This window comes from Mesorhizobium sp. M0292 (assembly GCF_040321695.1).
Classification (GTDB): domain Bacteria; phylum Pseudomonadota; class Alphaproteobacteria; order Rhizobiales; family Rhizobiaceae; genus Mesorhizobium.
Window position 1 is genome coordinate 219,147 of the sequence record NZ_JAMYSB010000003.1, and the last position, 22,963, is coordinate 242,109.

At 64.0% G+C, this 22,963-nt stretch carries 21 protein-coding genes and 2 pseudogenes; 10 read left to right on the forward strand and 13 right to left on the reverse strand.

Translation table 11 applies throughout. From position 1 onward, the window contains the following. The first annotated feature begins 83 nt into the window (after positions 1 to 83). A complete protein-coding gene (locus NKI96_RS05995; RefSeq protein ID WP_352803472.1) occupies positions 84 to 1,196 on the forward strand; it encodes a glycoside hydrolase family 25 protein in 1,113 nt (370 codons plus the stop codon). 3 nt (positions 1,197 to 1,199) lie between these two features. Here the strand turns inward: NKI96_RS05995 and purD are convergent, their stop codons facing one another. Continuing rightward, positions 1,200 to 2,483, reverse strand: coding sequence for a phosphoribosylamine--glycine ligase (gene purD, locus NKI96_RS06000; protein ID WP_352803306.1), 1,284 nt, complete (start codon positions 2,481 to 2,483; stop codon positions 1,200 to 1,202). Positions 2,484 to 2,616: 133 nt separating this feature from the next. After that, a complete protein-coding gene (locus tag NKI96_RS06005; protein ID WP_352803309.1) occupies positions 2,617 to 3,411 on the reverse strand; it encodes a phytanoyl-CoA dioxygenase family protein in 795 nt (264 codons plus the stop codon). A gap of 91 nt (positions 3,412 to 3,502) precedes the next feature. Here NKI96_RS06005 and NKI96_RS06010 point away from each other — a divergent pair. Then, positions 3,503 to 4,415, forward strand: a pseudogene (locus tag NKI96_RS06010) (LysR family transcriptional regulator). Between the two features lie 51 nt (positions 4,416 to 4,466). Continuing rightward, positions 4,467 to 5,450: a 4-hydroxybenzoate octaprenyltransferase gene (gene ubiA / locus NKI96_RS06015; RefSeq protein WP_352652586.1), complete on the forward strand. Its 984-nt coding sequence runs from the start codon at positions 4,467 to 4,469 to the stop codon at positions 5,448 to 5,450. Between the two features lie 266 nt (positions 5,451 to 5,716). Here the strand turns inward: ubiA and NKI96_RS06020 are convergent, their stop codons facing one another. The 3 genes from NKI96_RS06020 to NKI96_RS06030 form a co-directional block, all read right to left on the reverse strand. Further along, positions 5,717 to 6,283, reverse strand: coding sequence for a DUF6101 family protein (locus tag NKI96_RS06020; protein ID WP_023668457.1), 567 nt, complete (start codon positions 6,281 to 6,283; stop codon positions 5,717 to 5,719). A 184-nt stretch (positions 6,284 to 6,467) separates the two neighbouring features. Beyond that, the gene (locus NKI96_RS06025) at positions 6,468 to 7,898 is read right to left on the reverse strand and encodes an FAD-binding oxidoreductase (protein ID WP_352803312.1); all 1,431 of its coding nucleotides are present in this window, start codon (positions 7,896 to 7,898) and stop codon (positions 6,468 to 6,470) included. Between the two features lie 18 nt (positions 7,899 to 7,916). Further along, a complete protein-coding gene (locus NKI96_RS06030; RefSeq protein ID WP_352803315.1) occupies positions 7,917 to 8,882 on the reverse strand; it encodes an L-threonylcarbamoyladenylate synthase in 966 nt (321 codons plus the stop codon). 371 nt (positions 8,883 to 9,253) lie between these two features. Here NKI96_RS06030 and NKI96_RS06035 point away from each other — a divergent pair, with 371 nt between their 5' ends. Further along, positions 9,254 to 9,706 (forward strand): hypothetical protein, encoded by a 453-nt coding sequence (locus tag NKI96_RS06035; protein ID WP_352803318.1) that lies wholly within the window; start codon positions 9,254 to 9,256, stop codon positions 9,704 to 9,706. Positions 9,707 to 9,865: 159 nt separating this feature from the next. After that, the gene (locus NKI96_RS06040; protein ID WP_023821019.1) at positions 9,866 to 10,255 is read left to right on the forward strand and encodes a hypothetical protein; all 390 of its coding nucleotides are present in this window, start codon (positions 9,866 to 9,868) and stop codon (positions 10,253 to 10,255) included. Positions 10,256 to 10,335: 80 nt separating this feature from the next. On the opposite strand, the gene glyS is transcribed toward NKI96_RS06040, so the two are convergent. Further along, on the reverse strand, positions 10,336 to 12,804 hold the full coding sequence (gene glyS, locus NKI96_RS06045) for a glycine--tRNA ligase subunit beta (protein ID WP_352803321.1): 2,469 nt from the start codon (positions 12,802 to 12,804) through the stop codon (positions 10,336 to 10,338). 187 nt (positions 12,805 to 12,991) lie between these two features. Beyond that, positions 12,992 to 13,444 (reverse strand): annotated as a pseudogene (locus NKI96_RS06050) (endonuclease domain-containing protein). Between the two features lie 172 nt (positions 13,445 to 13,616). On the opposite strand from NKI96_RS06050, the gene NKI96_RS06055 reads away from it, so the two are divergent. Next, positions 13,617 to 13,787, forward strand: coding sequence for a hypothetical protein (locus NKI96_RS06055; RefSeq protein ID WP_023702047.1), 171 nt, complete (start codon positions 13,617 to 13,619; stop codon positions 13,785 to 13,787). Between the two features lie 3 nt (positions 13,788 to 13,790). Here the strand turns inward: NKI96_RS06055 and NKI96_RS06060 are convergent, their stop codons facing one another. Next, positions 13,791 to 14,735, reverse strand: coding sequence for a glycine--tRNA ligase subunit alpha (locus tag NKI96_RS06060; protein ID WP_023684365.1), 945 nt, complete (start codon positions 14,733 to 14,735; stop codon positions 13,791 to 13,793). Positions 14,736 to 14,911: 176 nt separating this feature from the next. On the opposite strand from NKI96_RS06060, the gene NKI96_RS06065 reads away from it, so the two are divergent. Further along, a complete protein-coding gene (locus NKI96_RS06065) occupies positions 14,912 to 15,373 on the forward strand; it encodes a GNAT family N-acetyltransferase (RefSeq protein WP_023821017.1) in 462 nt (153 codons plus the stop codon). 204 nt (positions 15,374 to 15,577) lie between these two features. On the opposite strand, the gene NKI96_RS06070 is transcribed toward NKI96_RS06065, so the two are convergent. The 5 genes from NKI96_RS06070 to NKI96_RS06090 all read right to left on the reverse strand — a co-directional run bounded on the left by NKI96_RS06070 (position 15,578) and on the right by NKI96_RS06090 (position 20,703). Continuing rightward, a complete protein-coding gene (locus tag NKI96_RS06070; RefSeq protein WP_023821016.1) occupies positions 15,578 to 17,353 on the reverse strand; it encodes a tetratricopeptide repeat protein in 1,776 nt (591 codons plus the stop codon). 191 nt (positions 17,354 to 17,544) lie between these two features. Further along, positions 17,545 to 17,961, reverse strand: coding sequence for a DUF1284 domain-containing protein (locus tag NKI96_RS06075; RefSeq protein WP_352803323.1), 417 nt, complete (start codon positions 17,959 to 17,961; stop codon positions 17,545 to 17,547). Between the two features lie 112 nt (positions 17,962 to 18,073). Next, positions 18,074 to 18,664 (reverse strand): biotin transporter BioY, encoded by a 591-nt coding sequence (locus tag NKI96_RS06080; protein WP_352803326.1) that lies wholly within the window; start codon positions 18,662 to 18,664, stop codon positions 18,074 to 18,076. Positions 18,665 to 18,930: 266 nt separating this feature from the next. Then, positions 18,931 to 19,599 carry a GntR family transcriptional regulator gene (locus NKI96_RS06085; protein WP_023702055.1) on the reverse strand — a complete coding sequence of 223 codons (669 nt, stop codon included), beginning with the start codon at positions 19,597 to 19,599 and terminating at the stop codon, positions 18,931 to 18,933. Between the two features lie 87 nt (positions 19,600 to 19,686). Next, positions 19,687 to 20,703 (reverse strand): polyprenyl synthetase family protein, encoded by a 1,017-nt coding sequence (locus NKI96_RS06090; RefSeq protein WP_023668471.1) that lies wholly within the window; start codon positions 20,701 to 20,703, stop codon positions 19,687 to 19,689. 220 nt (positions 20,704 to 20,923) lie between these two features. Here NKI96_RS06090 and NKI96_RS06095 point away from each other — a divergent pair, with 220 nt between their 5' ends. The 3 genes from NKI96_RS06095 (at position 20,924) to NKI96_RS06105 (ending at position 22,920) form a co-directional block, all read left to right on the forward strand. Further along, on the forward strand, positions 20,924 to 21,148 hold the full coding sequence (locus NKI96_RS06095) for a putative signal transducing protein (RefSeq protein WP_023692106.1): 225 nt from the start codon (positions 20,924 to 20,926) through the stop codon (positions 21,146 to 21,148). Then, entirely contained in the window at positions 21,148 to 21,942 is a 795-nt protein-coding gene (locus tag NKI96_RS06100; protein ID WP_031197932.1) for a tRNA1(Val) (adenine(37)-N6)-methyltransferase, read from the forward strand. Before NKI96_RS06095 ends, NKI96_RS06100 begins: the two co-directional genes overlap by 1 nt. Before the next feature lie 120 nt (positions 21,943 to 22,062). Beyond that, on the forward strand, positions 22,063 to 22,920 hold the full coding sequence (locus NKI96_RS06105) for a S49 family peptidase (RefSeq protein ID WP_023668474.1): 858 nt from the start codon (positions 22,063 to 22,065) through the stop codon (positions 22,918 to 22,920). Positions 22,921 to 22,963: the final 43 nt, after the last annotated feature.

The window sequence follows — 22,963 nt, forward strand, 5'->3', positions numbered from 1 at the left end:
CCATCGGTGTTTGGTCAGCGGGGATCCCCTGTTTGAAAACGCCGGCGCATCTTCTTCGCCGCTCAGCGATCGCTCTCGCGGCGATGATGGCGCTGATATCAGCGGCTACAGCCTCGGAGTTTTCCGAGCCGTGGCGGGATGGCGACCGCGCGCTGGTGGTCGACGCCTATGAATACAATTCCATCGACTGGGGTGCGCTTGCCACCGACAAGCGCATTGTCGGCTTCATCAACAAGGCCTCCGACGGGCTGCCGCCGCCCTATTTCTGCTACGGCGACGAAACCACGGTCAAACTCTGCAAGACGTTGTGGAAACGCTTTGCAGTGACGCGCGAGTTGTTCCAGACGCGCAAGGTGGTGGCCAAGGCGCTCGGGCTGAAATGGGGCGCGTATCATCTTGCCCGCCCCGGCAATCCGCTCGAGCAGGCCAACAGTTTCATCGATTTCGCCGAGCCAGCCCCTGACGATCTGCTCGCCCTCGATCTCGAAGGCAACGACCCCTCGCAATGGATGTCACTCGAGGATGCCGAGGAATTCGTGCGCCAGGTGCACCGGCGGCTCGGCCGTTTCCCGATCCTCTACACCAACGGCAAGACCGCCCAGTTCATCGCCGACAACCGCTATCGATACCGGCTCTTGTCGCGGCTGCCGCTCTGGTATGCGCGCTACAAGCCCGACATCGACGTGCATTTTCCGATGGGCAACTGGCAGGGCTATGCGCTGTGGCAGTTCTCGGCGCAGGCCAATTGCGGACGCCTGCGCTGCCCCTACCGGGTCGCCGGCACGCCCAACGACATCGACGTCAACGTCGCGCCGATGGACGCGGCGGCACTGCGCCAGCAATGGCCCTTCGGCGGCCTGATCGACGTGCCGCCCGACTACCTCGCCTCGATACCGGTGCCGGTCTCGCGCGCAGCCGGGCTCGCCGGCAAAGTCACCATCACCTATGCCGATGTGGCGACGCCACCGACGGTCGAGGAGATGGTGGCGGTGCTCGGCGCGCGCTGGCAGACATTCCGCGCTGCCTTCCGCATGCCGGTGGTCAAGACGGTGCCGCGCCGCGCGCGCTTCGGCATTGCCGAGTATGTCGCCTGGAAGCGGACTGCGTATCGTTCGGAGGCTCTGCTCGAGGCCGCCTTCTCGCAGGCCGCCGACCCGGTCAGCACCGCTTCGACGGAACTCGTTCGCGAGCGCTGAGGCTCAGGTGGCGCTGGCTTTCTCCCGCGCCACCGCCTGCCAGCCTATGTCGCGGCGGCAGAAGCCTTGCGGCCAGTCGATGCGGTCGAGCGCGGCGTAGGCGCGGCTCTGCGCTTCGCCGACCGTCTTGCCTGACGCGGTGACGTTGAGCACGCGGCCGCCATTGGCGACCAGCGCGCCGCCATTGATGGCGGTGCCGGCGTGGAAAATCTCAACACCATCGCCGGCCGCCTCTTCCAGCCCGCGGATGACCGAGCCTTTTTCCGGCGTCCCGGGATAGCCCTGTGCCGCCATCACCACGGTCAGCGCGGCATCGTCGCGCCAGCGGATCGAACTGTGCGCCAACTGGCCGTCGACGGCGGCGTTGAGCAGCACCAGCAGATCGTCCTTCAGCCGCATCATCAGCACCTGACACTCGGGATCGCCGAAGCGGGTGTTGTATTCGATCAGCTTCGGCCCCTTGTCGGTGATCATCAGCCCGGCAAACAGAATACCGGCGAACGGCGCGCCAAGCTCGGCCATGCCGCGCATGGTCGGCTCGACGATCTCGCGCATGGTGCGCTCGACCATTTCGGGGCTCATCACCGGCGCCGGCGAATAGGCGCCCATGCCGCCGGTGTTGGGGCCGGTATCGCCATCGCCGACGCGCTTGTGGTCCTGCGCGGTGCCAAAGGGAAGTGCGGTCGTGCCGTCGCACAGGCAGAAGAAACTCGCCTCCTCGCCGGTCATGAATTCCTCGACCACGACCTCAGCGCCGGCGTCACCGAATGCGCCGTCGAAACAAGCATCGAGGGCGGCGCGCGCCTCGTCCAGCGTCATGGCGATGGTGACTCCCTTGCCGGCAGCGAGTCCATCGGCCTTGATGACGATCGGCGCTCCCATCTTTTCGACGTAGGCCTTTGCCGCGGTCAGATCGGTGAAGCGGCCATAGGCAGCGGTAGGGATATCGTATTTGGCGCAGAGGTCCTTGGTAAAACCTTTCGAGCCTTCGAGCCTTGCGGCGCGCTTCGACGGGCCGAAGACGCGGATGCCTTCGCCGCGCAGGTCATCGGCAATGCCGGCGACCAGCGGGCCTTCCGGCCCGACGACGACGAGGTCGATCGCGTTGTCCTTGCAGAAGCTGGCAACAGCGGCATGGTCGGCGATGTCGAGCTTGACCAGTTCGGCCTCGTGGGCGATGCCCGGATTGCCGGGCGCGGCATAGAGCCTGGTCAAAAGCGGCGAGGCCGCGATCTTCCAGGCCAGGGCATGTTCGCGGCCGCCGGAGCCGATCAACAAAACGCGCATGCCGATGTCCCTTGTCATTTCACGACAGGGACTGCGCTATTGCCCCGGGCGGCGCGGGTCAAGAGTTTTACCTTGCGCCATACCGGTTGCGCACGGGAACGTCGCGCCGAGAGCACGGCGTCCCCGGCCGGTATCAGCTCTGGAAGACGACCGGGAACCAGTCCTCGCGCAGTTTCTGGCCGGGCTTCATGTCATGGCCGGGATAGGGCGGCGAGGTACGGCCGGGGCGCTCGACATAGCGCGCATCGTCGCCGACCCAGCGCAGCGACAGCGCCCGGCGACGCGCCGCGGTCGGATTGCCGCGCGCACCATGCGCGGTGCGGAAGTCGAACAGGATGGCGTCGCCCGGCTCCATCTCCCATTCGAGCACCTTCAGCGACGGGTCCTCGTCTGGATCCGGCACGGGCAGATAATCGCCCTCGCCGGCATAGAAATTGCTGTCATCGAGCCAGCGCACCGGCAGGATCATCTTGTCCCATTTGTGCGAGCCGGCGATCAGCCGCAGCGTCGCTTCCTTGACCGGATCGATCGGAATCCAGAAGCTGACGGTCTGGGTGCCATCGACGAAGTAATACGGGATGTCCTGGTGCCAAGGCGTCGGCTTTTGCGTGCCCGGTTCCTTGACCAGCACATGGTCGTGGAAGAACTGGGCGCTGCGCGACTGCATCGCCGCTGCCGCGAGTTCCCCGGCCGGGGAATTGCGCACCACGTCGACGAATTCGGGAATGCGCTCCCAATTGCAGTAATCGTCGAAGAAGCTGCCCTTGCCGTTGGCGATGTCCGACGCCGTGGCGCTGCGGTTTTGCATGTTGCGCTCGATGCCGGCGCCGATGGTGCCGACCCAGTCCTTGAAAGCGCCGCGTATGCAGACCGCGCCGTCGCGCTGGTAGTCGGCAATCGCTGCGGCATCGATATGTCTGGCGGCCATGTCATGTCTCTCCTGTTTCGATGACCGACTATCGCGGCCGCCGCACATCGCGTAAAATAATAACTTCTCATCCCTCTTATAGCTTTACCCTATGAACCTGACCCTCACCCAGTTGCGCTACCTCGTCACTGTTGCCCGTCACGGCAGCGTCACCGTGGCCGCCCGGATGCTGAACGTCTCGCAGCCCTCGATCTCGGTGGCGATCGACAATGTCGAAGCGACGCTCGGCCAGAAACTGTTCGTGCGCCAGCGCGGCAGCGGCATCGCGCTGACCTCGTTCGGCCGCAGCGCGGTGGCGAAGGCAAAGCAGGTGCTGGCCGAAGCGGACGAACTGGTTGGGCTCGGGACGCGCGACGCCGATGTCGGGGGCGAACTTGTGCTCGGCTGTTTCGAGGATCTGGCGCCTTATTTCGCGCCGGCGCTGATCCGCGCTTTTTCGCAACGCTGCCCGGCGGTCACCGTGGTGGTCCGCGACGAGACCTTCGAGACGCTCGGCCGGCGGCTCGGCGATGCGGCAATCGATCTCGGCCTGACCTACGATCTCGGCCTGCCCTCGCACTTCGCCCGCATCCTGCTGCATGAGCTGCGGCCACAACGCGCTTCTGCCGCAAGGCCACGCGCTGGCCAGCCAGGCCAGCGTCAGCCTGGCGGAGCTGGCGACCCATCCCTTGATCACCACCGACCAGCCGCATAGCTGGCAGCATATGCTGGACCTGTTCCTCAGCCGCGGCCTGTCGCCGGTCTCGCAATCGACGGCGAGTTCGTTCGAACTGCAGCGCAGCATGGTCGCCAACGGCTTCGGCGTCGCGGTGAGCTACACCAGGCCCTATGGCGACAGGAGTTATGACGGGCTGCCGCTGGTCTGCAAGCCGCTGTCCGATCCGCTGCCGATGCAGCGCATCATCCTCACCCATGACACAAGGCAAAGGCTGTCGAAGGCGGCGCTGGCCTTCACGGAGGTGGCGAAGGAATGGTTTGCCAGCCACGATATTTTCACCGCCTGAGCGACAATGCGGCCGCTTGACGGCGCACGCCGCTGCTGCCACTCCAGCACGATGGAAACCATCCAGTCGAAAGCCGCACAGGGCCGCGTCGCCGACGCGCCGAGCGGCCATTGGGTCTACAAGATATTGCCGCGCTGGCTGTGGCCTTACGCGCAGCTTGCGCGCTGGGACCGGCCGATCGGCTGGCAATTGCTGCTGTGGCCCTGCTGGTGGTCGGCAGCGCTTGCGGCCAGCGCCTATCCCCGCCCGGCAGACCCGTTGCTCACATTGCTGCCGTCGCCGTGGTTCCTGTTCCTGTTCTTTGTCGGCGCCGTCGCCATGCGTGGCGCCGGCTGCACCTATAACGACATTGTCGACCAGGACATCGACAACAAGGTCGAGCGCACGCGCTCGCGGCCATTGCCGGCCGGCAAGGTGACGCGCCGCCAAGCCTGGGCGTTCCTAGTCATCCAGGCCTTGCTGGGCCTCGTCGTGCTGCTGCAGTTCAACGACTTCGCCATTCCGCTCGGCATCGTCTCGCTGGTCATCGTTGCCGTCTATCCCTTCATGAAGCGCTTCACCAACTGGCCGCAATTGGTGCTCGGGCTCGCCTTCTCCTGGGGTGCGCTGATGGGCTGGGCGGTCGAGTTCGGCGATCTCGATGGCCCGGCCGTCATGCTCTATATCGGCTCGATCCTGTGGGTGATCGGCTACGACACCATCTATGCACATCAGGACAAGGAAGACGACGCCATCGTCGGCGTGCGCTCGACGGCGCGGCTGTTCGGCGACAACACCAAGACCTGGCTGGTCGGGCTTTATGGCGGCACGCTGGTCTGCTTCGCCATCGCCTTCGCCTCGGCGCAGGCGCCGGTGGTGGCGCTGGCCGGGCTGATCGCCGCCGGCGCCCATATGGCGCGGCAGATAGCGGTTCTGGATATCGACGATCCCGATCAATGCCTGCGGCTGTTCAAATCCAACAACCAGGTCGGCTGGTTGATCTTCATCGGCCTGATCGGCGGTGCGCTGTGGGTGGCGCTAAAGCCGCTGGTTTAATCTCCTTCTCCCCGTCACTACAGGGAGAAGGTGGCGGCAGCCGGATGAGGGGCAGCGCCAATCTTTGCAGTTGAGGTGAGATGCACAGCGGCGATATTGCGAGAAATGCCTCGGTCAGCGCCGCCCCTCATCGCCCTGCCGGGCGTTGGTCACTCGAAAAGCCAAGCAATTGGCTTTTCGTCCGCTACGCGGACCGCTCCTCAACCCCCGTATAGTGACGGGGAGAAGAAGGCTGTCGTCGGCGGTTTCGCCAATCGCCGGTCAAGCTACTCTCTCGAAATAATCTCCTGGCCGTCGATCACCAGTCTCAGCCCGAGATTGCCGGCCCTGCGGCGGGCGAGGAAGCGCGGGCGGCGCGTGGTCGAGACCCGGCCCTTGCGGCGATCCTTGGCCGGCAGCGCCTTGATGGCGGCGCCGAGCGATTCCTCAAGCGTGCGGGCAATGCCGTCGGATTCGATCAGCAGCATCTGCAGCCGGTAAGCATCGGCCCAGGCGCGCCAGTCGGCGGCGACGTCGTCGAGATCGTCGGCCACCAGCAGCGGCACCGACAGCATCGGGTCGTTGTGCAGGAGTTCGAGGGTTACCGTGACATTGCCTTGCGCATCCTCCATCGCGCGGGCGGCGACGCCGCGAAACGCGTTGGCGGGCAGCGCGATGATCGCCGGCACGCCGCTCATCTCGAGCGTGCGGCGGATGACGGCGCCGCGCTGGTCGATGGTGAAGGTAACGTCGCCATAGTCGTCGCGCGTCGCATAGCTCACCACTTGCGGCAGGCGGAATGGGTCGAGGCGCATGTTGCGCCCGGCCCAGACGGGCTTCAATACACTGTTCATCTGCTGCCTTCCTGTGTTTCTCCTGAGAGCCGCTTTCACGGATCCCACCGGGCCAGTTTTCCCGGCCTCGTTGTGTGAAACATTAGCGCGAGCTTCTGCCGCGCGGCTTAAGAAAGTCAGTTAAATTTTGCTGATCTCAGGCGATGGTTATCGGAATGAGACCAGCCACAAAATGTTGAAAGGATCAGATAACCTTACCGGGATTCATGATGCCGGCCGGATCGAAGACCGCCTTCACCCGGCGCATCAGTTCGATCGCCATTGGCGGCGCGGTGGCGATCAGTTCGTCGCGCTTCAACTGGCCGATGCCATGCTCGGCCGAGATCGAACCGTGGAAGGAGCGCACGACATCGTGCACGGCATGGTTCATGGCGTGGTAGAGGCCGAGAAACGCTTCGTCGTCACCGCCCTCCGGCCGGGAGATGTTGTAGTGCAGATTGCCGTCGCCCATATGACCGAAGCAGACCACGCGCGCCTGCGGACTGACCGAAGCCACTGCACCGGCCGCCTTTTCGATAAACGCCGGGATGGATGCCACCGGCACCGAAATATCATGCTTGATCGAAGCACCTTCGGGCTTTTGCGAATCCGGCAGCACCTCGCGGAAGTTCCAGAACGCGTCGCCCTGCGCCAGGCTGGCCGCGATCACCGCGTCGCCGACGATGCCTTGCTCGAGGCCTTCCGACAGCACCTCCTCGATCAGCGCCCTGGCGTCCTCGGCCGAACGGCCCGACGACACCTGCATCAGCACATACCATGGCCAACGCTGCACCAGCGGCCGCGTGACGCCCTGCGCATGGCGCAGCGTGAAATCATACGGACGCTGGCCGATCAGCTCGAAGGCGGTGAGTGCCGCCCCTGCCCGGTCCATCGCCAGGCTGAACAGCGAAAGGGCTGCTTCCGGCGACGACAGGCCGGCAAAGGCCACTTCGCGCCCCTTGGGCTTGGGAAACAGTTTCAGCACCGCCGCGGTGATGATGCCGAGCGTGCCTTCGGCGCCGACGAACAGGTTCTTCAGATCGTAACCGGTGTTGTCCTTCTTCAGTTTGCGCAGATCGTCGAAGACTTCGCCGGTCGGCAGCACGACTTCGACACCAAGGCAGAGTTCGCGCGCATTGCCATAGGCAAGCACGCCGGTGCCGCCGGCATTGGACGAGAGATTGCCGCCGATCTGGCAGGAGCCCTGCGCGGCAAGCGACAGCGGAAACAGCCGGTCGGCGGCGTCGGCGGCTTCCTGCAGCGTCTGCAGGATGACGCCGGCTTCGACGGTCACCGTGTTCGAGAAGACGTCGATCTCGCGAATGCGGTTCAGCCGCGACAGCGACAGCACGATCTCGCGGCCGGAGGCATCCGGCACCTGGGCGCCGACCAGCCCGGTGTTGCCGCTTTGCGGCACGACCGGCGTTCCCGTCTCGCTCGCCAGGCGCATGATCCGGCTGACCTCGTCGACGCTGCCGGGACGCAACACCAAGGCGGTCCTGCCGTGCCATAGGCCGCGCCGCTCGGTAAGATACGGCGCAATATCGGCCTGGTCGCGCAGCGCATATTTGTCGCCGACGATTGCCGCGAAGCGGGCGATGAGAGCGGGATCGAGGTCGAAGGGTGCGTCGTTCATGGGCGCAAACTATGGCGCTCAATCGAGCTTGTCACGGGGGGCAGCGGCACGAAACAGCCGATCGTTGATCGCCTCGCCGAGCCCATCGAACGGGATCGGCTCGACGGCGATCGTCGCCGCACCGCTGCGGTCGAGTTCCTGCAAATACGCGAACAGATTGCTTGCGGCTTCGCGCAAATCGCCTGACGCGGACAGGTTGCGCAAGGCGGCCGCCGCTTGCCAGCCTTCGGCGCGGTCGCCACCAAAGGCCAGCAAGGCCTCGCCTTCAGCCACACTCTGTGCATCGAGCCGCACCGATGCGCACGGCGCATAATGCGACGCCAGCATGCCGGGCGCCTCGATGCCGGCTGTCGCGCCGCGCTGCAGCTTAATGCCGGTGACGGCCTCGATATCGGCGGCAGCGATGCCGCCTGGCCTCAGCAGCCGCACGCTGTTGCCTTCGACCTTGACGATGGTCGATTCCAGCCCGACCGGGGTGGCGCCGCCATCGACCACCAGCTGGATTTTGGCGCCGAGATCGGCCGCGACGGCTTGCGCCGTCGTGGCGCTGATCTTGCCCGAAGAGTTCGCGCTGGGCGCGGCCAACGGCCGGCCGAGTCTGGCGATCAGCTCGCCGCCGAACCCCCTGGGCATGCGCAGCGCGACCGTGTCCAGCCCGGCGGTGACCAGCGGATGGATGCCGTTGCCGGGTTGGAGCGGCAGCACCAGCGTCAGCGGCCCCGGCCAGAACGCCTCGGCCAGCCGTTTCGACAGCGGATCGAAGGCCGCAATGCGCTCGGCCATCGCCAGATCGGCGACATGGGCAATCAGCGGGTTGAAGCGCGGCCGGCCCTTGGCTTCGAAGATGCGGGCGACGCCGACGCCATTGGTCGCGTCGCTGGCCAGTCCATAGACGGTCTCCGTCGGGATGGCGACCACGTCGCCGCCCTCAAGCAGCGCCAACGCCTGCTCCATCGCTTCGCCGACGGATAGTATCTCAGCCACTCGCTTCACCTCACAGGCACCGGACCTAAAGCGCGTCGCGCTGAACCGGATTCATGCGACGCGCTTTAGGTCTTTGTTTTGATGCATGTCGTTCTCTCAAAACCGGGGCCACTTTTGAGCGACATGCATTAGAGCGGTTCAGCTGTTCGCTTAAACGCTCTAAGTATTTGTTTTTGCGGAATTCCGGACGGAAAACCGCTACTCACTTTTCCTGGAATTGCTCTAATACGGCAGTGGTTTTCGGGCAAGCCGGCGTTGGCGAATTATCAATGCCTAAAATGCTATGTTTCCCTGCAAGCCGGCATCAATCCACTCGGGTTAAGGCTACTTGGGTTAGGGCTGGCGGCTTGTTGGGCAAGGGGACGGTTTCGATGTCGATGCGTGTGCTTGGAGCGCTTGGTTTCACCCTGGCGGCGATGACCGGTGGGGCGCACGCCTCGTCGATCGTCTTTTTCGGCGTCTCGACCTCGACGCCATCGGTCATCAAGGTTGGCGGATCCGAACCGGTCAGGACCGCCTCGACGCCATCGATCGTCGCTCTCGGCGATGCCCAGCCCGATGTGACTTATGAAAAGGTCGCGGCGATCCCCGAAAAGCCTAGGCAGGATCCGATGATCATTCGCGGCGGCATCGTCGGCGGCGCCTTCGCCGCGCCGGCTCCGGCCAGGGCGAGCGCCGCGGCGCCGGCAACTGAGCCGACGGCAGAGAACGCACCAGCCGGAACTGCAACGGCATCGAACGGCAAGCCCGAGTCGCAACCGGCAGCGCCGCAGCCGGCAACAACACCGCAGCAGCCGATCGAGGGCGTCGGCAAAGCCGAGTAGGCCATTCAGCCAAAACAGTCGGCCAAGACAGTCGGCCAATCCATGCCGCTTGACGCCAATCGACAGCCCGGCGCACGATCGGCTTGGCGGCGGCGGCCCCAATTTCGCCAATCGGTTTTGGCATGAGCGCGCCGGGTTGTAGGAGAGCGAGGGGTTATCATGAACATAACGAAATCTTTGATTATTGCCGGCCTGTTGCTGGCGTCACCTATAGGTGTCGGCGGCGCGCAGGCCGGTGACGAGCTAGGGTCCTACGTCGCGCGCATTTCCGATCGCGACCACCATGCCAGCGACGGCTATGAGCTGAGTAGCGCAGCACAGATGGTGCGGCAGGACCGTGCCAACTGGCACAAGTTCCACCGGCGCGATGCCGACGACCAGGGCGATGACTGGTTCCGCAGCAACGATGATCGCGCGTATCTGGAACGCATGCTGAAGCGCGGTGGCGCGATGAGCTCCTCGACACGGAACGCCATCGTCAATGGCGAGCCGCTGATCCAGGTCGACGTCTATTCAGACAGCGTGCATGTCAGCATTTTGGAGGACTGACGGAGTCAGCCTCGGGAGGACTGAAAACAAGACGGGCGGCGTGTGAACGCCGCCCGTGTTCGGGCTTGTCCGTCCCTTAGCTAGCCAGCTATTCTGGAGAAATCAGCCACCTGGTCGGTGGCCGTGCGGATGCGGGCGAGCAATGCCAGACGGTTGGCGCGCACGGCCTGGTCCTCATCATTCACGAGAACACGTTCAAAGAATGCATCAACCGGTTCGCGCAGCACGCTAAGCGCCAGCATGGCGGCGGAAAAGTCTTCGTTTTGAATCGCTTCGCCGGCTTCTCTCTCCGCCTGATTCACCGCTGCAAACAGCGATTTCTCGGCCTCCTCGCGAAACAGCGCCGGCTCAACAGTCTCGGCGACGAGCGTTTTCTTCTTCTCTTCGGCAGCCAGAATGTTGGCCGCCCGCTTGGCGCCGGCGAGCAGGTTCTTGCCGTCCTCGGTGTCGAGGAAGAACCCCAGAGCTTCGACGCGACGCACGATCTGCAGGAGGTCGTCCGAGTGCGATTGGCCGATCTCCCCCCTTGTGGGGGAGATGCCCGGCAGGGCAGAGGGGGGCGCGCCAGAATGAGAGGTCGGCGGGACAGCGCCCCCCTTTGTCGGCTTCGCCGCCCCCAAAAGGGGGGAGATTGGCGCGCTTCCACCACCTGCCAGCACGGCGTCAATGAGATCATGCCGAGCGCCCTGGTCGCGGAGATAGACTTTCAGGCGGTCGTGGAAGAAGGCGAGGAGGTCGGGCCCAAATGCCCGTCCAGCCTTAGACGCGAGATAACTCGCCGTTTGATAGGCACTATCGAAGAGCGATGTCAGCGGCAGTGAGATCCCATTCTCGATCAGGATTCTCACCACGCCCAGTGCGGCCCTTCTCAGCGCGTAAGGGTCCTTCGACCCCGTCGGCTTTTCATCAATGACCCAGAAGCCGACCAGCGTATCGATTTTGTCGGCCAGCGCGACGGCAATCGACACCGGATTGGTCGGCACGCTATCCGACGGACCTTGCGGTTTGTAGTGCTCCTCGATCGCCGCAGCCACGGACGGATGCTCACCCTGCAGCAGCGCGTATTTGCGGCCCATTGCGCCTTGCAGTTCCGGAAACTCGCCCACTGCTTCTGTCGTGAGATCAGCCTTGGCCAGCACGGCGGCGCGAGCGGCGAGCGCGGTAATCTCCCCCCTTGAGGGGGAGATGTCGCCGAAGGCGACAGAGGGGGTCGTCTCGCGTGGAGTGCCAACTCCCTCTTTCTTCGAGAGACCGGACGGCGTCGCGGCAGCCGAAGCGACCCCCTCTGGCCTGCCGGCCATCTCCCCCTCAAGGGGGGAGATCGACTGCGCCACTGTTGGCGCCAGCTCCTGCGCCAGCCGCTTGATCCGCTCCACCCGATCGCCTTGCGTACCGAGCTTGGCGTGAAAGGTGACATTGAGATGGTCGAGGCGGGCCATGCGCTGGTCGAGCGGCTTTTTCAGATCGAGCCCGAATTTCTTCGCCGACGCCTCGAGCTGCTCCAGATCCGGCAGATCGCCCTGGTCGGTCTTCCAGAAATACAGCGCGTCCGACAGGCGGGCACGCACCACCTTGCCGTTGCCGTGCGCGATCTCCTTGCCGCCGTCCTTGGCCTCGATGTTGGCGGTGAGGATGAAGCGGTTGGAGAGGTTTTCGCCGTCGCCCTGCGGCCGGGTGACAAAGCATTTCTGATTGGCGCGGATGGTCAGCCGGACCACTTCTGGCGGTATGGCAAGAAAGGCCTGCTCGAATTCGCCCATCAGCACCACCGGCCATTCGACCAGGCCCGACACTTCTTCCAACAACCCTTCGTCCTCGACCAGATCGAGCCCGTTGGCGAAGGCGAGGTTGCGGGCGTCGGCAAGGATGATCTCCTTGCGGCGGTCGCCATCGAGCACGACCTTGGCCGCTTCCAGCTTGGTCACGTAATCGTCGAAGCGGCGCACGGTGATTTCTCCCGGCGCCATGAAACGATGGCCGTAGGTGATATTGCCCGAGCGGATGCCATCGATCTCGAAATCGACCACCACCGGCTCCTCGGTCTCCGGGCCGAAGGTGCACAGAATCGTCTGCAGCGGCCGCACCCAGCGCAGCGAACCGGGCTTGGCTGAAGCCGGCCCCCAGCGCATCGATGTCGGCCAGGGGAAGCCGCGAATGATGGCCGGCACCAGTTCGGCGATGATTTCTTCCGCCGCCCTGCCCGGCTTCGAAATATGGGCGACGTAGAAATCGCCCTTCTTCGGATCGGAATGAACATGCGCCTCGGCAACCGAGGCAAGGCCTGCCTTGCGCAGAAAACCCTGCACCGCCTGTTCCGGCGCCGTCGTCGACGGCCCCTTGATCTCCTCGTGGATATCCTTCGAGCGCGCGGTCAGGCCCCTGACATCGAGCGCCAGGCGCCGCGGCGTCCAGTATTCGCGCGCGGCGTCATAGGTCAGACCCGCCTCGACCAGACCGTCGGTCAGCATCTTCCTGAGATCGCCCGCCGCCTTGCGCTGCATACGGGCGGGGATTTCCTCGGAGCGAAGTTCTAGCAAAAGATCCGGCATCAGAGTTTCTCCACCCGCATGCCTTCTCCCTGATTGCGCGTCCTCGCGCCTCCGGCGCTGCGGTTGCGCGGCCGGGCGGGGATTTCCTCGGAGCGAAGTTCTAGAAGCAGATCAGGCATAGTTAGGCTCCCACCCTCCCCTCGATGGGGAGGGTCGGCGCGTAGCGCCGGGGTGGGGTGGCGACCTCTCAGCCGCCGATACCTTCGGCACCATCGCGCAAACGCAGGTGTGATTTTCGTTCTTCCACCGCCGCATAGATCGTATCGAGCACGGAATCCAGTTCGTTTTTGATTTCATGGTTCCAGAAGCGAATGACACGGTAGCCTTGGCTCTCGAACCATTTCGTTCGACGCTCGTCATGGCGCAGCTGGTCATCGAAGCTGTGATGGGCACCGTCCACCTCAATGATCAGCTTCAGCCGGTGGGAGATGAAATCAGGGAAGTAAACGCCTACCTACGCCTGCCTGCGAAAATGAGTGCCTTCTACTGGAATGCGCCACAGATGCCGCCACAGGATGCGTTCCTCGTCGGTCATCGCCGCGCGAAGCCTTTGCGCAGACTGCAGCTTGAATCGATCGAGTTTTGGCATGGAACGTCGCGCTGTCACCCCCACCCGCCGCTTCGCGGCGACCTCCCCCATCTAGGGGGAGGTAAGAGGGCATAGCTACTCGGCTGACCGCTGTTTCCAGGAATTTTGACCGCCCCTGTCGGGCCGCAACCAGCCCGCCCGTCCTTTGATCAAAGATTTCCATGAACCAAACGCAGCGCTGAAGCGACCAACGCTCAGGCAGGGACCTATTGGCTGAACGACCATGAAAACGGCATCGAGACTTCTCCAGATCATCGCGCTCAGCGCCTGTTTCGCCGCGCAGGTGCATGGCGCCTTCTCGATGCCGGGTGTGCGGCAGGCTATGCGGACCATGGCGGGATCGTCTGGCCAGTTCTCGGCGCCAATCAACATTTCCCCCGAAATGATGAAGTGAGCCTCAGGCGGCGAGCCCGCCGGCCTGGGTCTGCAAAAATGCCTCGCCGCAGGCTTTCGCCAGATTGCGCACCCGCAGGATGTAGCTCTGCCGCTCGGTCACCGAAATCACGCCGCGCGCGTCGAGCAGGTTGAAGACGTGGCTGGCCTTGATGCACTGGTCATAGGCCGGGAAGACCATGCGGTGCATCGGCAGATTGTCGTTCGAAGCCGGGGCGCCGGCCGCGAGCAGCGCCTTGCATTCGGCTTCGGCGTCCTCGAAATGCCTGAGCAGCATGGCGGTGTTGGCATATTCGAAATTGTGCCTGGAATATTCCTGCTCGGCCTGCAGGAAGACATCGCCATACGTGACTTTTTCGGCGCCTTCTCGGCCATTGAAGTTGAGGTCGTAGACATTGTCGACGCCCTGCACATACATGGCCAGCCGCTCCAGGCCGTAGGTCAGTTCTCCCGCCACCGGCGCGCATTCGATGCCGCAGACCTGCTGGAAATAGGTGAACTGCGACACTTCCATGCCGTCGCACCAGCACTCCCAGCCGAGCCCCCAGGCGCCAAGCGTCGGGCTTGCCCAGTCGTCCTCGACGAAGCGAATGTCGTGCAGCAACGGATCGACGCCGATCGCCTTGAGCGAGCCGAGATAGAGCTCCTGCAGGTTCGGCGGGTTGGGCTTCAGGATCACCTGGTACTGGTAATAATGCTGCAGCCGGTTGGGGTTTTCGCCGTAGCGGCCGTCCTTGGGCCGGCGCGAGGGCTGGACATAGGCGGCGTTCCAGCCCTTGGGCCCGAGCGCGCGCAGCGTGGTGGCCGGATGGAAGGTGCCGGCGCCGACTTCCATGTCGTAAGGCTGCAGGATGACGCAGCCATAGGCGGCCCAGTAATTGTGCAGGGTCAGGATCAGCCCCTGGAACGAGCGGCTGGGATGTATATGGGCTGGACTGTCTGACGTCACGGCGGCCTCGGAAAGCGCTGAAATGATGCCATTCCCTAGTTGCCGGGCCGGCTAGCGTCAAGGCAGCGCCTATCGCCGCCTTGATGAGAGGTTGAACGCTTTGCTTCGGACTGGCCCATTGCCGGACGGTGCCGGTGGCCGTTTGCTCGCCCAGCTTCAACGACAGAGGTTCAGCCATGCAAGGCCAGCTCACCGTACGCCCCGTCACCCGAGAGGATTACGAGCAATGGCTGCCGCTGTGGGACGGCTACAATGCGTTTTACGGCCGCTCGGGCGAGACCGCCCTGCCCGGTGACATCACTGCAATGACATGGTCGCGCTTCTTCGATGCCTATGAGCCTATGCATGCGCTGGTCGCGGAGAGCGAAGGCAAGCTTCTCGGTCTTGTCCACTATCTCTATCACCGCACCACGACGGCGATTTCGCCGAACTGCTATCTGCAGGACCTCTTCACCAATGAGGCGTCGCGCGGCAAGGGCGTCGGCCGGGCACTGATCGAAGACGTCTATACCAGGGCGCAAACCGCAGGCTCCAGCCGCGTCTACTGGCTGACACACCAAACCAACCACACGGCGATGAAGCTCTACGACAAGATCGGCGATCTCTCGGGGTTCGTCGTCTACCGAAAGCTGTTCTAGAATGAGCGCCAACGCTGGGTCTGCGCCGCGTCGCTTCGCTCCTTGCTCCGCCATAGAATGACGATCGCGATAGGGCGTCTCTATCTCTTTGTTTCTGTCGCAATTCCGAACGGAAACCGCGCACACTTTCCTGGAATTGCTCTAAGACGCCAAGCCGAAAAAACGGGGCTCAGCGAGCCCCGTTTCATCAGAAGTATGGCCCGATCACCCCTTCGGCGCTGGCGGGGTGGCCGGCTTGACCTTCGGGGTTTCCTGCGCCGTGTTGGATTCGATCGGCGGCAGGCCCTTCATCAGCTTCTGCTGCAAAATGGCAAGCACATCGGGATCCGGCTTCAGGTCGCGCGCCTGATTCCACTGGAAAGTGGCTTCGAGCTTGCGGCCGACGCGCCAATAGGCATCGCCGAGATGGTCGTTGAGCACCGGATCTTCCGGCTTGAGCGACACGGCGCGCTCCATTTCGCGCACGGCGTCGTCGAACCGGCCCATGCGGAAATAGGCCCAGCCCAGCGAATCGACGATGTAGCCGTCGCTCGGCCTGAGGTCGACGGCCTTCTGGATCATCGCCAGGCCTTCCTTGAGGTTCATGTTCATGTCGACCCAGGAATAGCCGAGATAGTTCAGCACCTGCGGTTGATCGGGGAACAGCTCAAGCGCCTTGAGGAAGTTCGGTTCGGCCTTCGGCCATTCCTTCAGCCGCTCATAGGCGATGCCGCGCTGATAGTAGATGTTCCAGTTGGCATTGGTCGGCGTCTTCAGCACCGCGACCGCCTTGTCGTAGAGAGTGGCGGCGGAGCGGAAATCCTCCTTCGAGGCATAGACCCCGCCCAGCGCCAGATAGGCGCGCATGTCATCGGGGTGAGCTTCGACGAATGCTTTGAGATGGGCGATAGCCTCGTCGTGACGGTTGAGATCGGCAAGGTTGAGGCCGAGCTGCAGGTCGGAAAGCTCCTTCAGCGGCGAGGAGGCTGGAATGCGGCTATAGAGCGCAATGGCGCCTTCGCCATCCTTCAGCTGCTCCGCAACGGCGGCAAGCTGCACCAAAGCGGCGTCGCTGTCGGGCTTGAGCGCGAGCGCATATTGCAGATAGAGGCGCACGAACGGCTCGCCGCCGCCGCGATTGAGCGCGATGGCGAGGTCGAGCAGGATTTCAGCGGCGCCTTCGGAGGGACTGGCGACGAAGGGCTCGATCTTGTCGCCCTTGCTGATCCTGTCGCGAAGCGCCTGGATGTCGAGCTTGCCGGGCGCGAACGCCTCGGCCTTGTCGAGCACGTAGAGCGCCTTGTTCTTGTTTCCCTTGCGCGCCAGGAAAGACGCGTAGGCCTGGGCGTTGCGCATCCATGTCTCGGGCGCGGCACCGCCGGCCGTGACGTCGGTCAGGGTCGCGTCATAAAGCGCGTCGGCCTTGTCCGACAGGCCTGCGGCATCGGCGATCAGCGCGCGGTGGAAGGACTTGAACAGGCCGAACCAGTCAGGCCCCTGCAGTTTGTCGATCGAGGCCATCGCCCCGGTGGGGTCGCCGGCGCCCTCTTGTGCCCAGCCGGACATGACGCCGGAAATCAGCCGGTCGAGATCGGATTCGAGCGACAGCTTGAGCCAGTACTGCGCCTTGGTGAAATCCTTCTTGTGGAAGGAATCGACCGCCAGAGCCAGACGCGAGAAGCGCTCGACGTCGGGAACTGCCTTGAGCTTGTCGGCATAGACCAGCGATTCCTCGAAGCGGCCTTGCGCGATCAGCGACAGCATCAGGCTTTGCTGCAGCGAGGTGTCGCCGGGATTGAAGGCGAGCGCCTGCTTGTAATAACCGATGGCATTGTCGAGGTCGTTGTCGCCTTCGGCGATGCGGGCGGCGAGATAGGCGCCCGAGAAGGAGGTGATCTTGACCGGGTCGGTCGATTCCTTGGCGTAGGCAGGCAGCGGAGAAATCGCCATTCCTGCCACAATTGCCAGCCCCGCGAGCCAGCGCGCACGTCCTTGCCGCATCGTATCCCTTTCAGCCAAGCGCCATCCCGCGTCGGCGCGGAGAAGCCATAGACTCGATGTTTCCTGACAAAGCATGGCCTTTTTGGGGTCAGGCTGCAATCCGGGCCGAATTCACAATCGGGTCACCCGATTAACAAACCATGGCGACGCAGACACTGTCGGTTCCGACAATAGCAGATCGGGGTTGGGAGCTACAGCCTGACATCGCGATATCCGCCTGCCGCTATCGTGCTGCACAGGCCGGCCCACTCGCAACCCTGGCAGGCCTCACGCGTCACGCCGGCTGAAAAGGCCGCGCGCGAGGCGGCAAGCGTTGCCGCGTCGAGGCTGAGACGGACGCCCGCCTCGATGGGCCGGGCCAGCAGCTTGCCGACATCGCGTGCTGCCAGCTCGTCCCGGCCTGCGGCGCTTTCGCGCAAGCAGTGGGGCTCGGCCTCGCCGAGCAGCGGCCGGCAGATGTCGTCGGGGCCGGAGACGATCAGAGTATCCTCGCCCCGGCCCAGACGTTTCGCGATGACGTCATAATTGGCGACGAAGGCTCCGCTGTAGCCTTTGCCGACATAGGTCAGCAGGCAAAGCAGATGGTGGGAGCGCAACCTGACGGTCATCGGTTCTAGGACGCGGTTGCGGAGCCTGTTCCATCCCGAAGATATCGGGATGGGGCTGCATCTTTTTGTTTGAGCATGATCTCTTCCGAAAACCGGACTCCACTTTTCGGGATCATGCTCCTGCCGGGTCCGCCTTACCGGAAAACAGCTTGAGCGTCGCGGCGCCGAGCGCCGATTTCAGCAGGCCGCCGACGAGGAAGGGCAAGAAGCCGAAGGTGATGGCCTGTTCGAGGCCAATCATGACGGCGAGCCAGGCCGTGCCGAGAACCAGGCAGGCGAGGTTGCCGAGGACCATGCCGGCGAAGGCGAGCAGCACGCGGTTGCCGTTCCAGCCGCGTTCGGCCAGCCAGCCGACCAGCGCGCCGACGACCGGGAAGGCGAAGAGATAACCGGCGGTCGGCCCGGCAAAATGCTGGATGCCGGCAGCGCCGCCCGATAGCACCGGCAAACCCACAGCGCCCTCGACGAGCCATGCGGCGATGGTGATCGCGCCGAGCCGCCAGCCATAGAGCGCGCCCACCAGCGTCACCGCAAAGGTCTGCATGTTCATTGGAACCGGCAGCATCGGCACTTCGATGTAGGAGGCGAGCGCAATGGACAGCGTGCCGATGACGATGGCCGCGGCTTGCCGAGCGTACGAGCGGGTTTGCAGGCGCAACGGGCTGAAGGAGGGCTTGGAGGGCGAAAAGGCGATGTCGGTCATGGCGGCTTCCCTGGCTTGGTTTGAATTATAGATAATTTTGTTGTTCGATCTATTATCGAATCCATATTTGCGCGGGAATGGCAACCCTCGCCCTAAAAAGGCTTGGGCTTGCGTGCCGAATAAAGCTGGCGGGACAGCACCCCCCTCTGGCCTGCCGGCCATCTCCCCCTCGTTGGACCCTTAGGGGGAGATGTCCGGCAGGACAGAAGGATCGCGGCGCTCGCGGTCTTCAGAGGAGCCACGACCAGGCCGTGTCTTCTTGTCCCCTACCCAACGATGGCAAACGCTTCGCGCATCTTGCCCGACGCGGTCTTGACTGGTTTCTGGCCGATCCACTGCACGTGCCGGCCAAGCGTGGCGGCGGCCGATTCGGTATTGCCCTGCCGCAGCGCGCTCAGGATCGCGCGATGATCCTGGTCGGTGCGGATTTCCCATTCCGAGCGCCATGCGGCGAACAGGAAGCGGGCGCTTGCGGCGTGCAAATCGTCGATGGTGGCGATGAGCCGCGGCATGCCGCAGGGCGCCAGGATCAGCCGGTGGAAGGTGCGGTTGGCCTCCTCCCAAGAGCGGACATCGCGGGATTTGTCGCCGGCCTTTGTGGCTTCTTCGGCAAGATTGAGAATGGAAGCCGTCAGATGCGGCGCGGCATGGCGCAGCGCCAGCACTTCGAGGGCTGCGCGCATTTCGGCGACTTCCCTGACTTCGCCGAGGTCGAAGGCGGCGACGCGTACGCCCCGCCTGGGCTCACTGGCCGCCAGCCCTTGCGCCTCCAGGCGCCGAAAGGCCTCGCGCACCGGGACATGGCTGGTCTGGAATTCCTCGGCGATGTGATCCTGCCGCAGCCGGGCGCCGGGTTCGATCGCACCCGATATGATGCGATCCGCCAGCACCTTGCTGATGCGCACGGCGATGGTGTCGTCTGCGGTCTTTGCCATGTTTTATAGATAATTTGCGCCGCAACCGATTGTCGAGCGGTGATTGCCCGATTTTGCGTGCAATCTTGCTTTGGCGCCAGGCGCGGGTCAGTTCACCCGGCTGATGCAGAAGTCGATGACGTCGATCAGCGCCGATTTCTGCGGCGTCGCTTCCAGCGGCGCCAGCGCGTCGCGGGCGATCTCGCCGAAATGGCGGGCGCGGCCGATGGTGTCGGCAATGGCGCCATGGCGGGTCATCAGGCCGATCGCCTTTTCCAGTCCGGCATCGTCGGTGACATTGTCCTCGATGGCGCGCTTCCAGAAGGTGCGCTCGGCCTTGGTGCCGCGCCGGTAGGCGAGGATGACCGGCAGCGTAACCTTGCCCTCGCGGAAATCGTCGCCGACATTCTTGCCCAGCTCCTGGCTGGAGCCGCCATAATCCAGCGCATCGTCGATGAGCTGGAAGGCAAGGCCGAGATTCATGCCGTAGGAGCGCAATGCGGCGCGATCGTTGCGCGTCGCCGATGCGATGACCGGACCGACCTCGGCGGCAGCCGAGAACAGCGCCGCGGTCTTGGCCTTGATGACGGCGAAATGCTCGTCCTCGGTGGTATCCAGGTTCTTGGCTGCCGCCAGCTGCATCACCTCGCCCTCGGCGATGATCGAGGCGGCGCTGGACAGGATGTCGAGCGCTTCCAGCGAACCGACATCGACCATCATGCGAAAAGCCTGGCCGAGCAGGAAATCGCCGACCAGCACGCTCGCCTGGTTGCCCCAGATCATGCGGGCAGTCTTTTTGCCGCGCCGCATGCCGCTCTCGTCGACGACGTCGTCGTGGAGCAGCGTGGCGGTGTGCATGAACTCGACCGCGGTGGCGAGCTTGACGTGGCCCTCGCCGGAATAGCCGAACATCTGGGCCGCCGCGAGCGTCAGCATGGGACGCAGCCTTTTGCCGCCCGACGAGATCAGATGATTGGCGACCTCCGGGATCATCTCGACGTCGGAGCCGGCCTTGGACAGGATCAGTTTGTTGACGCGCCCCATATCGGCTGCTGTCAGGTCGATGAGATCCTTGATGGAGGCGGGTTCCCGCTTCCCGTTTTCGATGTTGAGAACGACACCCACCAACAAACACTCCCGTCTTTGATCACGCGTGCGACGGCACCCTGGTCCCGCCTGGGACTCTAGGGCGGCACATACGGGCACGGCAAGAGGCGAATTGGCGCGGCTGCGGTGACGGCGTGTCAACCTTAGCGACCGCATGCCGTTGCCCGAAAACCGCTCCACACTTTCGGCGCCATGCTCCAGCGTTTACATCAACGCTGCAACCTGCGAACTTCGTCCGATGATAGAACTCGTGCGCACCAACGATGCCGTGATCATCTCCTTTGTCGAATCGCTGATGCGCGATGCCGGGATTGCCTGCTTCGTCGCCGACCAGAACATGAGCATTCTCGAAGGGTCGATCGGTCTTTTGCAGAAGCGCGTGATGGTCGATGCCGACCAGGCCGATCAGGCGCGGCGCATCTTGAAAGACGCCGGCATCGAGAACGAAATCCGCCAGACATAATGGCTGAAGCGAGCGCGCTTACCAGCGATACGCCGGCCCATACGGTCGATGCCTTCCATCGCGGCCGCTTCTGGCTTGTCCAGCCCAGGACAGGGCATCGCGCCGGGATGGATGCCATGATGCTGGCGGCAGCAGTTTCATCCGGCTTTTCTGGACGCCTCGCTGATTTCGGCGCCGGCGCCGGTGCGGCGGGTCTCGCCGTGCTGTCGCGCTGCCCAGAGGCGCAGGTCGTGCTCGTCGAACGGTCGGCCGAGATGGCAGGCTTCGCCACAACCACGCTCGCCCATCCCGGCAATGCGCATCTCGGCAATCGCGCCTCGGTGCTGACCGCCGACGTCACGCTGTCAGGCCGGGCGCGGACGCAAGCCGGCCTCGCCGACAATTCCTTCGATTTCGTCATCATGAACCCGCCCTTCAACGCGGCGCAAGACCGCGCCACGCCAGATCCGCTGCGGCGGCAGGCGCATGTCATGGACGACGGGCTGTTCGAAAGCTGGATCCGGAGTGCGGCTGCCGTCGCCAAGCCGCGCGGGGGCATGGCCGTCATTGCGCGGCCGGAACAGCTTGGCGACCTCCTCCATGCGCTGTCGGGCCGCTTCGGCGACGCCGAGATGCTGGCCGTGCATCCGCGCCCGGAAGCAGCCGCAATCCGCATTGTCGTCAGGGCAGCGCTCGGCGCGCGCGGCAAGCTGTCGATCCGCCCGCCTTTGATGCTGCATGGGCAAACGGGCGACGGCCCGTCGGAACGAACCGAGATGATCAACAACGGACTGGCGTCGCTGTTTGGCGATTGATTTAGGCCCGTCAGTGTCGTTGCCGCAAAACCGGCACACAGTTGGCTGAGATGGATTGCAGCATTGCCGTTGACCGGCAAATCCCTACATGCGTTGAAGCCATTTGGAGACAGCCACCTCGTGAAACGCCTTTTCAACCGCCTGCTGCCGAAATCCTGGCGATCCAGCGTCGTCACCATTCCCGTCATCAGGCTGCATGGCACCATCATGGCCGGCGGCGGCCCGTTCCGGCCGAGCCTGTCCTTGGCGTCCACCGCCGCCCTCATCGAAAAGGCGTTCCTGTTCGATGCGCCCGCCGTCGCCATTTCGATCAATTCGCCTGGCGGCTCGCCGGTGCAGTCGCGGCTGATCTTCAAGCGCATCCGTGACCTCGCGGTCGAGAAGAACAAGAAGGTGCTGGTCTTCGTCGAGGATGTGGCGGCCTCGGGCGGCTACATGATCGCGGTCGCCGGCGACGAGATCTTTGCCGATCCGTCCTCCATCGTCGGTTCGATCGGCGTCGTCTCGGCCTCGTTCGGCTTTCCCGAACTGATGAAGAAGATCGGTGTCGAGCGCCGTGTCCACACCGCCGGCCAGAACAAGGCGGTGCTCGACCCGTTCAAGCCGGAGAAGAGGGAAGACGTCGAGCGCCTGAAGGCGCTGCAGCTGGAAGTGCACGAGACCTTCATCGACCTGGTCAGGGAACGCCGTGGCACCAAGCTGAAGGACGATCCGGACCTGTTCACCGGCCTGTTCTGGACCGGCAAGAAAGGGCTGGAGCTTGGCCTCGTCGATGCGTTGAGCGACATGCGCACGGTACTGAAAACCCGCTTCGGCGCGAAAACCCAGCTCAGGCTGGTCACCGCGCCGCGTGGCCTGTTTGGCCGCATCGGCCTGTTCGGCTCGAACTTTTCAGCGCCCGATATTGCCGCCGCCGCCGCAAGCGGCGTGATCGATGCGGCGGAAGAGCGCGCATTGTGGGCGCGCTTCGGGCTTTGAAAAAGCAGGGAAAGCGTCTAGCATGAGGGCTTGACAGTCTGCC